Source organism: Microbacterium sp. LWH7-1.2 (assembly GCF_038397755.1).
Classification (GTDB): domain Bacteria; phylum Actinomycetota; class Actinomycetes; order Actinomycetales; family Microbacteriaceae; genus Microbacterium.
In genome coordinates, this window is record NZ_CP151637.1 from 3,591,938 (window position 1) to 3,606,413 (window position 14,476).

A 14,476-nucleotide genomic window follows, 5' to 3' on the forward strand; every position below is an offset into this window, starting at 1 on the left:
TCGTGAGGGAACTGAAGTCCATCGACCTCAACATGCTCCCGGCACTGGAGGCGCTCCTGGACGAGCGCCACGTCACGCGTGCGGGCGAGCGGGTCCGATTGACCCAGTCAGCGATGAGTGGCGTGCTGCGTCGGCTGCGGACCTACTTCGACGACGAGCTGCTCGTCAGGTCCGGCAACGACCTCGTCCTCACCCCGCTGGCTGAGAGTCTCATCCCGCTCGTCCGCGACGCCCGGCGCGCGACGGACAGGTTGTTCTCAGCGGCCGCGATCTTCGACCCGGCAGCGAGCGCCCGGCTTTTCACCCTGTCCGCGTCCGACTACGTACAGGCCACTCTTGCCCCTGCGCTGGCGCGCACGCTCGCACAGATCGAGTCAGGTGTCCGGGTGGACTTCGTCCCGCACCCGATGGACCTCCTCCGCGAGCCCCAGTCGGTTCTGCTGAAGTATGACCTGGTCGTCCTGCCGCCGAACTATCTCCCCGCGTACGAACGGACCTCCGAGGTGCTGTTCGAGGACGACTTCGTCTGCATCATCGCTGCCGACCATCCCGCCGTCGCGGGTCGGCTGCCGACGCTGGCCGAGCTCGCCGACATCCCGCTGGTCACTGCGTCGTTCGGCCTCAACCAGCAGCACCTGGTGCCCCTCGGCGGGCTCATGATCGCTCGCAGCGACGTTGAGCTGACGCGCCCGACCATGGAGGTGTCGTCGTATCTGTCCATTCCGTCGATCGTGCGGGAGGGACAGCACTGGGCGCTGATTCCCCGCCGCTTAGCTGAGCTGGAGTGCCCGCCGGACCGGTTTGCGGTGTTCGAGCCGCCGTTCCCGGCGGACTCGTTCACCGACTCGATGTTCTGGCACGTGTCCCGGACTCACGATCCCGCGCTCACGTGGTTGCGCGAGACGATCCGATCGGTGCTGTCGGCGGCGGACTCCGAGTAGCGACTACCGGTGTACCGATGACCGGCGGCGATGCCGGGCATGGCGACAAGCCATTTCCGTGGGCGCCGGTCCCGCTCATAGCCTCGAAGATGAGGCCTTCCGCCGCGACGTCGACCGCACGTCGCACACATGAGAACGCCTCCTGAGCCATCGGGCGATGAAGCGTGGGTGTGAGCCGTGACGTCTTCGCGCCCGCTATCCCGAGAGGAATGCCATGGAGTTGGCGTCAGCTGAGTACGGTCGCACCGCGCTGGAGGACTTCGCGTTCGGGTTCGACGCCGCGGACCCGGAGGGCACGATCCGACGCACCGTCGACGGCGTCAAGAACTGGTTCCGGTGGGGCGAGCACGACGTCATCGGCACGCTCAACTTCATCACCGACGAGAAGCGCCGCGAAGCCGCCGGCCTGGTGCGCCGCGGACGGGCGATCTCGCTCTCCCAGAGCTTCGATGCGAACGGCCCGCAGAAGGGCTGGCGTCGCCGGACGAACCCCGTGCACACGATGACCGACACGGGAACCGATGCCGAGCGCGGCATCCAGGGCTTCCCTCACGGGCTGGGCGGCGCTGACGACGTCATCGCCATGCCGCTCCAGTGCTCCACGCAATGGGACGGACTCGGGCACATCTTCGATCACGGCCACGCCTGGAACGGTCGACGCGCCGGTGACGTCGTCACAAGCGAAGGCGACCTCGTCACCGGCATCGAGCACGCAGCCTCCCTGCTCGTCTCACGTGGCGTGCTGCTGGATGTCGCACGCCACCTCCAGCCGGACACTGGGGAGCTTCCTGACGGCTACGCGATCACTACTGCCGACCTCGAGTCGTGCATTCTCGCCCAGGGGCCCACGAGCCAGGTGGGAACGGGGGACATCGTCCTCGTCCGCACCGGCCAGCTCACGCGTGCCCGGCGTGACGGCTGGGGCGACTATGCAGGGGGGTCGGCGCCCGGCCTGTCCTTCACCACCGCCGAATGGCTCCATCGCATGGAGCTCGCAGCCATCGCGACTGACACCTGGGGATTCGAGGTGCGCCCGAACGAGTTCACCGCACCTTCGTTCCAGCCCCTTCACCAGGTGGTCATCCCGAACATGGGGCTCACCGTCGGTGAGATGTGGGACCTCGACGAGCTGGCCTCGGCCTGTGCCGAGACCGGCGTCTGGGAGTTCCAGCTCGTGGCGCCACCCCTCTCCGTCACCGGCGCCGTCGGCGCACCGGTGCACCCGATGGCACTGCTCTAGCGCCTGGCCACTGGAAGGAACACATCGATGAAGATTGGGCGCTGGTCGCACCATGGCCACATCAGCGAAGGCTGGATCATCGGGGACGCTGTCGTGCCGTTTCCCTATGACCTCACGATCCGAGACATGCTCCGGCTGGGGCTGCGGCGTGCGTTGGAACTGCACACGGAACTCAAGGCGCTCAAGCGCTTACCGCTGCGCGACGTTCAGCTCCTTGCGCCACTCGCGCCCGCCTCCATCCGCGACTTCGTGGCGTTCGAGGAGCACGTCGAAGGCGTCAGCGCTGCCATCGACGGTGTGAGTGAAGTCGTGCCCGAGTGGTACGAGGCGCCCACCTTCTACTTCACCAACCCGCACACCGTCCTCGGCCCCGGCGAGCGTCTGACACCTCCGGTCACGGAACGACTGGACTTCGAGCTGGAGATCGCGGTGGTCCTCGGCGGCGAAGACGGCAAGAACCTCGCTGTGCCGGACGCTGCGACGCGGATCTTCGGCTACACGATCATGAACGACTGGTCGTCCCGCGATCTGCAGGGCCGGGAGATGAAAGTGCGGCTGGGCCCCGCCAAGGGCAAGGATTTCGGAACCAGCCTCGGTCCATGGATCGTGACCGCAGACGAGCTCGAGCCGTTCCTCGACGCCGATGGGTTCCTGACGATCCGTGCGGAAGTGTGGGTCAACGACGAGCTCATCGGTCATGACCTCGTCTCCAACATGGGCTGGCCGTTCCCCGAGCTGGTCGCCTACGCCTCCCGCGCCTCCCGCGTTGTCGCCGGCGACGTGCTGGGTTCCGGGACGATCGGCAACGGCGGGTGCCTCGGCGAGCTGTGGGGCCGACGCGGCGAGCTGAGCCCACCGCCGCTGCAGTCTGGCGACGTGGTCCGCATGGTGGTGGAAGGCATCGGTGAACTCACCGGCACCGTCGGCGACGCGATCCAGCCACCACTGATCCCGCCTGCGCGACCGCGCCAACGGCTGCGCAACCGGACTGGGGCAGCGGCATGAGCGAGATAATCCTTCCCGGCATCACTGGCAACGTGTTCGTCGTGACGGGTGCCGCGGGAGGTCAGGGCGCCGAGGAGGCGCTGCTGCTTGCCCGCCAAGGCGCCGAGGTGATCGCCGCCGACATCCGAGACGACGCGCCGGAGCTGACGGAGGCTGCGGTGGCTCTGCCCGGGACGGTCACATACCGCCGCTTGGACGCCACCGACGAGGCCGATTGGGCGGCTCTTGCGACCTCCCTCGAAGGCCGCACGGTGAAAGGTCTGGTGAACAACGCTGGGATCACCCATCGCATTCGCATCGGCGCGGTCGAGCGCGCCGATTGGGACCGTGTCCTCGCCGTCAACGTGACGGGCGCGATGCTCGGCATCCAGGCGCTCTTGCCGCTCATGACCGCCGGTTCGTCCATCGTCAACATCGGCTCCGCCGCAGGGGTCACCGGGCACTACACGGCCGCCTACACGACGAGCAAGTGGGCGCTGCGGGGCCTCACGCACGCGTGCGTCACCGAGCTCGGACCCCGGGGCATCCGCGTCAACATCGTCCACCCCGGCTACATCCGCACCGAGATGACCGCGAGCGCGCCCGCCGAGTTCCTCGACGCGAATATCGCCATCGCGCCGCTCCACCGGGGCGGCGAGCCCGACGAGGTGGCGGGTGTCGTCGTCTTCCTGCTCTCGGATGCCGCGTCCTATGTCACCGGCGCCGAGATCAGCGTCGACGGCGGCCAGTTCCTCTCGGGCGTCGCGACGTTCCTGTCGGACGCCGTGCGCCCGGCGCAGACCCCAGAGCCCTGACCCCATCGCATCGGAGGACTCCTCATGTTCATGTACTTCCCCACCAACTACGTGTGGAGCCTGTCGGTCGTCGCGACCCTCAACAACGGCGGCTACATCGACGAGGTCGACCGCGCGTGCAAGCCGGTGCTGCTGGCGTCGCAGAACGGCGACGACGCGGGAACCGAAGAGCTCTACGCATCATGGGCGGCCGTCGCCGACCGCCTGATCGCCAAGGCACAGGACGACGAAGCCCGCGGGCGCCGCATCGGCGCGGGGGAGACCTACTACCGCGCGTCGCTGTACACGTCGCAGGCCGAGCGGCTGCAGTCGCCGAAGTGGGAGGGTCGCAACGCGGCGTACCAGAAGTCGATCGATCTGCTCCTCACGCACGTCGAGCTGCTGGACGTGCCGCTGACCACGGTGGAGATCCCGTACACGCCGGCCGACGAGTCGCTGCCCGAGGGCACGTCGCTGCCCGGCTACTTCTACCGCGCACCCGGCGAGGGCCCGCACCCCGTCATGATCCAGTGGAACGGCCTGGATTCGACGAAGGAGATGATGTACTACTCGGGCTTCCCGCAGATGCTCGCACAGCGCGGCATCTCGACCCTCATGATCGACACCCCGGGCTCCGGTGAGGCGCTGCGGCTGCGCGGTCTGACGGCGCGGCACGACACCGAGGTGTGGGCGGGCGCCATCATCGACTGGATCGAAGCGAACGCCGACGAGCTCGGCGCCGACACGGCACGCCTGGGCATCGTCGGCTGGTCGTTGGGTGGGTACTACGCGCCCCGTGCACTCGCGTTCGAGAAGCGGCTCAAGCTCGGTGTCGCCTGGGGCGCGAACCACAACTGGTTCGAGGTGCAGGAAGGTCGCCGCCAGCGCGAGGGCGAGAACCCGGTGCCGCACTACTGGGACCACGTGTTCTGGGTGTGGGGCGCGAGCGACATGGACGACTTCATCGAGAAGACGAAGGGCATGCACCTCAACGGCGTGGTCGAGCAGATCACGGCGCCCTTCCTCATCACCCACGGTGCGGGCGACCGGCAGATCAACGTGAAGTACGCCCACCAGTCGTACGAGCAGGCGGTGAACTCTCCCAAGGTCGAGCTGCGCCTGTTCGACGACCCCGAGGGCGGCACCGAGCACATCTCGATCGACAACATGCCGTACGTGGCCGGCATCATCGCGGACTGGGTCGCCGAGACGTTCTCCGAGACCCGCTAACACCACGACATCGTCGCCTGGCCGGGTGACTGCGGCCGGCCAGGCGGCTTCGTCGCGCTCTCGTTCCGGACAGACGCCGCGGCAGGCCACGGGGTCCGAGCAGCCTGCGCGAGCACTGCGAATTCCAACTGGGACCTGGCAGCCCCGTCGGCACGGTATCGCTGCGACGCATGAACGGCATCGCGGATAACTGTTTCCGGCGCGCGGAGCCGTCTTCATACATTGAGTGTGATCCGCACCAAGTGATCGAGTCAAAGGAGATTCTGTGATCCGTCATTCCCGGAGAACCCGCCTGCTGGTTGGCGCGGTTCTCGCGACACTCCTCACCCTCACGGTCAGCGCCTGCTCCACGGGCACCGTCGGCGGGTCGAGCACCCCGGCCTCCACGGCATCCGGTTCCGCCTCCGGCGACTCTGCAGAGGCACTGCAGGCGGCCTATGACGGCGTGGTCGGGGCACCCCCCACCGAGACGGTCCCGGTCACGCCGGGCCTGACCGCGTGGGTCTCGTCCTGTGGCGAGCTCTCGCTCACTTGCTCCGTCCCGGCGCAGGCGGCTGTGGAAGCCGCGGAGACGGTCGGCTGGCAGGCCAGCGTCTGCGACGGCAAGCTGAACCCGGACGGGTGGGGCAACTGCATCCGCCAGGGTGTCGCCGCCAAGGCTGACGTGATCATCACGATCGGCCAGGACTGCGCCGCGATGAGCGGCGCGATGCAAGAGGCGAAGGCCGCCGGCATCACCACCGTCAACGTCGGCGGCCAGGACTGCGAGGACTCGCTCTACTCCGCGACCGTCCAGCTCCTCGACGGCTACAGCTACGACCAGTACTGGGAAGAGGTGGGCACCCTTCAGGCCGACTGGCTGATCGGAAAGACCGACGGCGCCGCGAAACTCCTCCAGGTCGAGTTCAACGACACGCAGTGGGGACCACTCGTCAACAAGGGCCTGACCGAGCGGCTCGCGGAGTGCAGCGGCTGCTCGATCGCCGGAACGGTCCAGCTGTCTAACTCCGACCTCGCGACCGGACAGCTCCCGCAGAAGTTCTCCACCGCGCTCCTCCAGGCCTCCGACGCGAACGCTGTCGCCGTGCCGATCGACGGATGGTTCCTGGCCGGACTCGCACAGGCAATCAAGGCTTCAGGCAAGAGCGACGACCTCAACGTGATCGGCAACTTCGGTTCCGTGCCGACCTGGGACGTCATCAGCTCCGACGGAGGCCAGGACGCGACCGTCGCGACCTCTCAGGAATGGCAGGGCTGGGCAGGCGTGGACGCCGCACTTCGCGTCCTCGCCGATCAGGAGGTGCTGCCTGCCGGCGTCGGCCTGCAGGTGGTGGACGCGGACACGAACCTGCCCGCTGCTGGTGAGCAGTTCACCTTCACCCCGCCGATCGACTTCCGCGCCGGCTACGAAGCCGTCTGGGAGAAGTAACTCCGATGTCCACCGAGCAGCGCGTGTCACCATCCACCGACGTCGCCCTCAGCGCACGCGACGCGTCCAAGACGTTCGGCCACTTCCGGGCACTCGTGGGCGCCGAGCTGACCGTCAGGCGAGGGACGGTGCACGCGCTGCTCGGTGGCAACGGCTCCGGGAAGTCCACCCTGATCAAGTCCCTTGCCGGTGTCTACACGGCGGACGCAGGCAGCCTGGCAATCGGGGAGAAGTCTCTCGAACTACCCGAGGTCTCCCCGTCGGTAGCCCGAACCCTCGGCCTACGTTTCGTTCATCAGGACCTCGGATTGTTCCCGCAGCTGAGCATCGCCGAGAACGTTGCGCTCAGCCGCGGTTACCCGACTCGCTGGAGCGCCGTGCAAGAGCGTCGGATGCGCTCAGAGGTACAGGATCTCCTCGACGAGTTCGACATCTCCGCCGATCCCCGCACCCGGGTCGCGGATCTCAGACCCAGCCAGCGCTCCATGGTGGCCATCGCCCGGGCGCTCAGCGACGCCGGCGGGTCGGACAGCATCCTGTTGCTGGACGAGCCGACCACCGCGCTGGGCGAGCACGACGCACGTGAGCTGATGACCGCCATCCGCGTCCGCGCAGAGCTCGGGCAGACCATCATCCTGGTCAGCCATCGATTCAACGAGATCTCCGCCGTCGCCGACGACGTGACGGTGTTCCGGGACGGCCGCACCGTCGGCAGCGACAGCCTCGCCCAGATGCCGCTACGCCGTGTGGTCAGCTTGATGACCGGCGGCGAAGGGCGAGAGCTCCCCGCCTCGTTCCTCACCCATGCCGCCGGCGCCACGGCGCTGCAGGTGCAAGGCCTCTCGACCGGAGCTGCCCGAGACGTGCAGCTCGAAGCCGGACGCGGCGAAGTCCTCGGACTCGCCGGGCTGGACGGTGCCGGCCACACCGACGTCGTCGCCAGTCTGTTCGGCGCAGCAGGACCGCTCGCCGGCCGGGTCACGCTCGACGGCGCGACGTACGCACCGAAGACACCAGCACAGGCCATGCGCCTCGGCGCGGCGTTCATCCCACCGGACCGGCACGCGGACGCCGCGTTCGCGGACATCTCCGTCGCCCACAACATCACCGTCTCGATCCTCGACCGCGTGTGGAACGGGTTCGCCCTGCTCACCGGCAAGGAGAAGCGGTTCGCGTCGACGGCGATTACGGATTTCGCTATCCGCGCGCCCCGGCCCGATGCACCCCTCGGAGTCCTCTCCGGCGGGAACCAGCAGAAGGTCGTCGTCGGCCGGTGGTTCCAGCGCTCACCCCAGCTGATCCTGCTGGTGGAGCCCACCCAGGGCGTCGACGTCGTCGCCCGCCACGACATCTACACGACGATCGCCGCTGCCGCAGAAGCCGGAGCCACCGTGCTGGTGGCATCCTCCGACCTCGACGAACTCCTCGCGATCACTCATCGGATCGCGGTGTTCCGAGCGGGCGGCGTCGCCGCCGTCCTATCCACCCCCGAGACGACTCGGGACGAAATCACCAACGCGATGATGGCAGAGGAGCCGGAAGCCGCATGACCTCCACGACCACCCGCACGATCCCCGTGCAGAGATCGAACTTCTCCGCGATCGGCGAGCAGTACGGACTACTGATCCTGCTCATCGGGATCGTCATCTTCTTCACCGTCCTGCCCGCCAGCGCGGCGACCTTCTTCACACCCGCCAACCTGTCGGTCGTCCTCGCAAACCAATCAGTGGTGATGGTCTGCGCGATCGCGGTGATGCTGCCCCTCATCACTGGCAACTTCGACTTCTCCATCGGAGCCAACGCCATGGCGGCCGCCATGGTCTGCGCGGCCGCACAGGCTCACCTGCACCTCCCGGTCTTCCTCGCCATCCTGTTCGCGGTGGCCTTCGGCACGCTCGTCGGGCTCCTCAATGGGTGGCTTGTGGCGATCGTCCAACTGGACGCGTTCATCACCACACTCGGCATCGCCACCGTGCTGGCAGGACTCATCGAGTGGTACTCGGGAGGGCTGCCGATCTATGGCATCGACCCGGCGATGATCGCCTTCGGCTCGACGACTTGGCTCGGGCTGCCGCAGGTGCTCTTCGTCGTCATCGTCGTCGCGATCATCGCTTGGTACGCCCTCACCTGGACCCCGTTCGGCAGACGCCTCTACGCCCTCGGCTCCAACCGGCGGGCTGCGAACCTCGTGGGCGTCAACACCACCGGACTCACGCTCGCGAGCTTCGTGCTCGCCGGCATGCTCGCCGGTATCGCAGGAGTTCTGCTCTCCGCCCGCACCGGCGGCGCCAATCCCGGCGGAGGGACAGAGCTCCTCTTCCCGGCGCTGGCTGCGGTCTTCCTCGGAGCCACAGCCATCCGTCCCGGACGTTTCAACGTCGTCGGCACCCTCATCGGCGTCCTGTTCGTCGCGGTGAGCGTCAGTGGACTGACCCTCGCCGGTTCGCAATCCTGGGTCGACGACGTCTTCAACGGTGTCGCGCTCGTCATCGCCGTCTTCGTCTCGACGTACCTTCGCCGCCGTCGGGAGGGAAAGGGTCGCTGACCGGAGATCGCCGACCGAGGGAGTACGCGTGACTGGCATCGTCGACTATCAGACGCATTGGCTCCACAGAGCTATCTGGAGCGCCTCCAGCAGCGGCATGACTATCCACGCGCAAGCCGGAATGCCGAACCACCAGAGGTCGAGCTTGGGCCTGATCAGCTGTGGCGTACGCCTCCCGGGTTGTTCGACATCGAACGCAGCCTCGAAGACATGGACCGGCACGGGATCTCGACCATGGTCTCCAGCCCCATCTTCTTCGGAGGGTACGCGGGGCTGAGCGAAGAGGAAGCTGCGGAGGCATCGCGTTTCCTCAACCGTGAAACAGCACGCATGCAAAGCGAGATCCCCGATCGATTCGTCGGCCTGGCGATGGTGCCTATGCAATACCCGCAGATCGCGGCCAACGCGCTGCGGCAAGCCGCCGACCTGGGTCTTCGAGGCGCCTGCGTGTTGACCAACTATGCAGACCGCGCGCCAGCGACCAGCGACCACCTTCAGATCTACCGGGCGATGAATGATGCCGGCCTGACCTGCGTGCTGCACCCTGCCATGCGCTCGCGTCTCTGGCAGCTGAACCCGAGCGACCCGATCGAACGCGGTCTGAACTGGATGTTCGATACCGCCCACCTGGCTCTCTCGCTCATCGAGAACGGCATCCTCGACGAATGCCCAACGCTGACCGCGCTGCACCCGCATCTCGGGGGCGTGCTGCCCTACGTCTCTGGCCGACTTCGAGTACTCGCGACGGGGAACATCGACAGCTACGCGCGTGAGCGCTTCTTCGTCGATGCCGCCTCCAGCACACCGGGCGCACTCGAGGTGGCCATCGACTTCTACGGAACGGACCGGATCGTGTTCGCAACAGACGACCCGTTTGTGCCGCGCACGGCGACGACGGGCTTCTTCCAACGCGAGATCGCCGAGCCGCTGCGCCGGTCCATTCTCGACAACCAGGTCCCGGGGCTCCTGCCCTGAACTCGACCCGCCCGATGCCCGAACGGCGGGCATCACCGCAAACGAGAGGAGAGGCGCCATGGAAGCGCAGGCCGTCGTATGGACCGGGCCCCGCGAGGTTCAGGTCCAGTCCATCGAGATCGAGCCACCGGAAAGCGGGGAGATCCTGATCGAACACGCGATCAGCCTGGTGAGCCCGGGGACCGAGGCGGAGTGGCTGGCCAGCCCCGAATCCCACATCGTGCTCGGCACGACGTTTCCGTTCGTGCCCGGGTACTCACGAGTGGGGCGAATCGTCGAGGTTGGAGAAGGCGTCAGCGGTTGGAATGTCGGCGACCGCGTGGTGGCACCGTTCGACAGGCTCGGCAGACCGCTGGGGGCGCACGCAACCCACTCCGTCGCGCGGGCCGCAGATGTGGATGAGATCCCCGAATCTGTCTCGTTCGAGCAGGCGGCGTTCTTCCTTCTCGGTCAGACCGCGGGTTTCGTCGTAGCCCTGGCGGACGTCCAGCCAGGAGACGCAGTCGCCATCGTGGGGCAGGGCCCGATCGGAAACCTCGCCGTGCAGTTCGCCCGCGAGGCACAGGCTGCCAGAATCGTCGCTCTCGACCTGGTGGAGTCACGTCGTGGGATGGCGAGAGCAGCGGGCGCGACCGATGCCCTGGATCCGACCGACGACGAGGCACTCTCGCACCTGTTGGAGGAATCGGGCGGTATCACCAAGACCATCGATCTGTCCGGCAGCCCACGCGGCACCGACCTCGCGATCCGCCTAGCGGGTCCACTTGGCACAGTGATCCTGTCCACGGGCTTCGGAGGCCGCATGGAACTGGACTACGGTGCCATCTTCGTGAAAGGCCTGCACCTGATCGGCGGGTTCGTCAACAGCCGCCCAGCGCTCGCACGCTCGGCCACACAGGACTATCTGCGCCTCCTTTCCGAAGGCCGTCTCAACGTCTCGTCACTGGTCAGCCCGGCGTTCCCGCCCGCCCAGGCCCCCGCCGTTTTCAGCCGTGTACTCGAACGCGACCGGTCGCTCGTCGCTCCGCTGTTCGACTGGCGTGAGGCGTAGGGCGCGAGCATGGCAGACGAGATGCTGGCTTACGCCCTCGCCGCGGTCGACACCGAGCCGGGCTTCCTGGAAGTGCCCACGCCTCAGGTCGATAAGGGTGAAGTCCTGGTCCGTGTCACGGCCGCGTCCGTGAATCCGCACGACGGTCAGGTCGCCACGGGCGAGGCCGCGAGGTACATGCAGTATCGCTATCCGGTCGTTCTCGGCAGCGACTTCGCAGGTGTGGTCGAGGCCGTCGGACGCGAGGTGGACGACCTCGCCGTGGGAGATCGCGTTTTCGGCCTCGTCCGCGAGCGGATCGCCGCCCGGGGCAGCCTGGCACCCCTGCTCGCGACACCCCGCGAGCACCTAGCGCCGACGCCAACAACCATCACCGATCAACAGGCAGGCGTGCTCGGGCTCGCCGCGATCACGGCTCTGCACTGCGTCGACGCAACCGGCGCTCTGACACGAGGCGACCTCGTTCTGGTGAACGGCGCGACCGGCGGTGTCGGCACATATGTCGTGCAGCTCCTTGCGGCACAGGGCGTTGCCGTGATCGCGACAGCGCGCCCGTCGGCGGCCGACTACATCCGAGAAGCTGGCGCGACTCATGCCGTCGACTGGACCGCGGGAGATCTGAAAGGCGCTGTCAGCGCCCTCGCACCCCACGGGGTGGCGGCCATCATCGACGTCATCACGTCCACCCCCGAAGTGCTGACCGCGCTCTCACACCGGCTCCTGGGCCCGGGCGGCCGTGTCGTGTCCACCCGACACGCGGTCGACCAGGCGCGCGTCAAGGCCGGCACCGGAGTCAATGTACTCAGTGAGGCGAGTGCCGATGTGCTTGATCGTGTTGCCCAGCTCGCGGACGCGCACGTTCTGCGCGCTCCGATCACGGCCTCAGTGCCCTTCGCTCGCGTTGCCGAAGCGTTCCAGTTTCTCGATAGGGGAGTGATCGGAAAAGTCGCTGTACAGATGCCTGGGTAAGAAGCTCGACGCTCCGTGCCGGCTTAGATCGGTGTTGCGCTGGCGGCCCGCACCGCAGCGCAGTTCTTGCAGTAGACGCCGACAGGTGAGGGCGCGGGCTGCGCAGGTGCTGGAGCGGGCTACGTCCACCAGGTGTCCCCCAGGTGTCCCCGAGCCTCCCGAGCATCCCGATTCTGGGTGAGTCAACAGTGTCTGGAGTGTTAGTCCGGACACGAATGCGGGTGGTGTATCCGGCCCAAGAATCGAACCTGATCAGGGTTTAATTGAGCGCGGCGCGAGATGACTGCGTGGCGCGGAATTTGCTCCTGGGCACCCTGCTAAGGTGGAGTCCTCGCAAGGGGACCGAGGGTTCAAATCCCTCCGTCTCCGCAGAAAAACCCCCGATCAAGCGGAGGTTTCTTCGATGAACGTGCGGAAGTTCGCGCCGTAGCCTCCCCACCGGCGCGGGATGGAGATGTGGAGAAGGCCCGCGTCCTTCATTGCGGAGATGACTTCTTCGGGGACGCGGCGGTCGGCTTCGCCCTGTGCGGCGAACTCCCGGATCAGCGGCTGCAGGGCCCGTGCCTTTGCCACAATCTCCGGGTCGGGACCGGGCGCACCAAAAAAGGCGTCCATGGTCGGGGCTTCCTGAACTGCACTGCTCACTTGACTCTCCTAACGTGGTCGCGACCGAATGCGCTGACTCCATCCTCACCGGGCGACACTCGTGTCGTCTTCAGCCCAGGTCGCCCCGGGGTCGCATCCCGGCTGGGACCGCTGGAGGTTGTCGTCATCTCGCGCGTTCTGCCTCTCCGTATGATCGGCAGCCTTTGGCCCGCGGCACGGCGCGGGCCAAAGGAAGCCTTTTGGCTACGTCGCAGGCAGCTGGTGGGTCTCGAAGAACCTCCACATCAGCTCGCTGGCATTGATGGACATGTCCGTCGCGCCGAACTGATCGGCTGGCAGAGGGAAACCGCTGCCGGGCCAGGTGTGGCCGCCGCCCTTGATCGTGTAGAACACGACCTCGCTGTCTTTCGCGCACCCGCCATAGGTCGCACTGTCCACCGTAGGCGTGACCTCCTCGACCTCGGGAGTGCTGTCGCAGCCGTCGATAGAGGCCCACTGTTCCACGCCAGCCTGAACGCCGTAGCCGAAGTTGGTCATGGTGCCCGTGCCGCCTTCGAACTTGTTGACCGGATCGGCATCGCCGTGGAACGCGATGACGGGCACCGGTCGGGACGGGTGGCAATCGGCGATATCGGGCTCGGATCCGGCTCGGAGTCCACCGACGGCTCCGACCGCCGCGACGAGGTCCGCGTTCGAGCACGCGAGACGTGAGGCCATCCGGCCGCCGGCGGAGAAACCGGTCGCGTAGATGCGGGTCTGGTCTGCGCAGATCGCTTGGGGTAGCTCGGCGATGAGGTCGCGAATCATCAGGTCGTCGTCGGGGGTGCCCTCCGGAGCCAGCTCGCTGCCGCCGAAGAGCGGGAATCCCGGAAAGTTCCAGATGTGTCCCCGGGTGTATTCGACGGCACCCGTCGGTGCGACGATCGCGAAGCCATGCTCGTCGGCGACCGGGATCATCGCGCTGTAGGACAGGTGTTCTTCCCCGTCGCTGGTGCTGCCGTGTCCGTTGATGACGACCGGGATGGGGGTGTGCCCGTCATAGCTGGCTGGCACATAGAGCAGGAACGGCCGGGAGACGCCACCAGACTTCAGGGGGATCTCGTTGATGCCCGGTTCCACCGCGATCGAGCACTCCTCGGTCGGCGCGGTGGACGCGGCGTCGGGCGGGGGAGTTCCGGGAGCGGCGCACGAGACGAGGCTCGCGCTCAGCAGCACCGCGCTCAGTAGGCCGGCGGTTCTCACGACGCCCTGCAGTGGAATCGGTCCGCGTCGTGTTGAGGAAGGCGTCCTTGGCATTGCTGGTTCTCCATCTCCTGTGGGGTGTGAGCGACGACTGCGACGGGCGCAGGAGCGATCAGCCTCACCAGCCGGAAGCCCGCGCACCCGGCACTGGCCTCAGTGGTCGCCCCCAAGAGGGGACGGCAGTGATCTCTCCGCTGAGAATCAATCATTTGTCTGCAATCGTTTGCGCAAGATTAGAGTCCGTCAAGTGATGGCGTCAAGACCGAAATGTCCGATCGTTAGGGGCTGTGACTATCTCCGGTTGCGCGAATCCCGGGCGACACGTCAGCCGCCGGCCTGGAAATCGCGTGATTGTCTCGGAACTCCTTAAAAGCCTGGTCAAGAATGTATTTCGGTAACAGACACGACCTCCGTACCCCGGATCCGAGACGCCGGCGCGCCGCCAAGTCCTGGCTGAATGAAGTGGTGAG

13 protein-coding genes and 1 tRNA gene are annotated in these 14,476 nt (G+C 67.0%); 12 read left to right on the forward strand and 2 right to left on the reverse strand.

Annotation, left to right across the window (positions count from 1 at the left end; all coding sequences use genetic code 11):
- Positions 1-2: 2 nt before the first annotated feature.
- The 12 genes from MRBLWH7_RS16615 to MRBLWH7_RS16670 all read left to right on the forward strand — a co-directional run bounded on the left by MRBLWH7_RS16615 (position 3) and on the right by MRBLWH7_RS16670 (position 12,527).
- Positions 3-941: a LysR family transcriptional regulator gene (locus MRBLWH7_RS16615; RefSeq protein ID WP_341996479.1), complete on the forward strand. Its 939-nt coding sequence runs from the start codon at positions 3-5 to the stop codon at positions 939-941.
- 214 nt (positions 942-1,155) lie between these two features.
- Positions 1,156-2,181 carry a cyclase family protein gene (locus MRBLWH7_RS16620; protein WP_341996482.1) on the forward strand — a complete coding sequence of 342 codons (1,026 nt, stop codon included), beginning with the start codon at positions 1,156-1,158 and terminating at the stop codon, positions 2,179-2,181.
- A 27-nt stretch (positions 2,182-2,208) separates the two neighbouring features.
- Positions 2,209-3,186, forward strand: a complete 978-nt coding sequence (locus tag MRBLWH7_RS16625) for a fumarylacetoacetate hydrolase family protein (protein ID WP_341996484.1) — start codon at positions 2,209-2,211, stop codon at positions 3,184-3,186.
- Positions 3,183-3,980, forward strand: coding sequence for an SDR family oxidoreductase (locus MRBLWH7_RS16630; RefSeq protein WP_341996486.1), 798 nt, complete (start codon positions 3,183-3,185; stop codon positions 3,978-3,980). Before MRBLWH7_RS16625 ends, MRBLWH7_RS16630 begins: the two co-directional genes overlap by 4 nt.
- Before the next feature lie 24 nt (positions 3,981-4,004).
- Complete coding sequence (locus tag MRBLWH7_RS16635; protein WP_341996488.1) at positions 4,005-5,189, forward strand: prolyl oligopeptidase family serine peptidase; 1,185 nt, start codon at positions 4,005-4,007, stop codon at positions 5,187-5,189.
- Positions 5,190-5,454: 265 nt separating this feature from the next.
- Positions 5,455-6,618, forward strand: coding sequence for a substrate-binding domain-containing protein (locus tag MRBLWH7_RS16640; RefSeq protein WP_341996490.1), 1,164 nt, complete (start codon positions 5,455-5,457; stop codon positions 6,616-6,618).
- Between the two features lie 5 nt (positions 6,619-6,623).
- The gene (locus MRBLWH7_RS16645) at positions 6,624-8,168 is read left to right on the forward strand and encodes a sugar ABC transporter ATP-binding protein (protein ID WP_341996492.1); all 1,545 of its coding nucleotides are present in this window, start codon (positions 6,624-6,626) and stop codon (positions 8,166-8,168) included.
- Positions 8,165-9,163, forward strand: a complete 999-nt coding sequence (locus MRBLWH7_RS16650) for an ABC transporter permease (protein WP_341996494.1) — start codon at positions 8,165-8,167, stop codon at positions 9,161-9,163. The genes MRBLWH7_RS16645 and MRBLWH7_RS16650 overlap by 4 nt, the downstream gene beginning before the upstream one ends.
- A gap of 180 nt (positions 9,164-9,343) precedes the next feature.
- Positions 9,344-10,138 (forward strand): amidohydrolase family protein, encoded by a 795-nt coding sequence (locus MRBLWH7_RS16655; RefSeq protein ID WP_341996496.1) that lies wholly within the window; start codon positions 9,344-9,346, stop codon positions 10,136-10,138.
- Between the two features lie 58 nt (positions 10,139-10,196).
- A complete protein-coding gene (locus MRBLWH7_RS16660) occupies positions 10,197-11,189 on the forward strand; it encodes a zinc-binding alcohol dehydrogenase (protein ID WP_341996498.1) in 993 nt (330 codons plus the stop codon).
- A gap of 9 nt (positions 11,190-11,198) precedes the next feature.
- Entirely contained in the window at positions 11,199-12,158 is a 960-nt protein-coding gene (locus MRBLWH7_RS16665; protein WP_341996500.1) for an NADP-dependent oxidoreductase, read from the forward strand.
- A gap of 276 nt (positions 12,159-12,434) precedes the next feature.
- Positions 12,435-12,527, forward strand: a tRNA-Ser gene (locus tag MRBLWH7_RS16670).
- Between the two features lie 15 nt (positions 12,528-12,542).
- On the opposite strand, the gene MRBLWH7_RS16675 is transcribed toward MRBLWH7_RS16670, so the two are convergent.
- Entirely contained in the window at positions 12,543-12,803 is a 261-nt protein-coding gene (locus tag MRBLWH7_RS16675) for an acyl-CoA dehydrogenase family protein (RefSeq protein WP_341996501.1), read from the reverse strand.
- A 204-nt stretch (positions 12,804-13,007) separates the two neighbouring features.
- Positions 13,008-14,006, reverse strand: a complete 999-nt coding sequence (locus MRBLWH7_RS16680; RefSeq protein WP_341996504.1) for a PHB depolymerase family esterase — start codon at positions 14,004-14,006, stop codon at positions 13,008-13,010.
- Between the last annotated feature and the right edge of the window lie 470 nt (positions 14,007-14,476).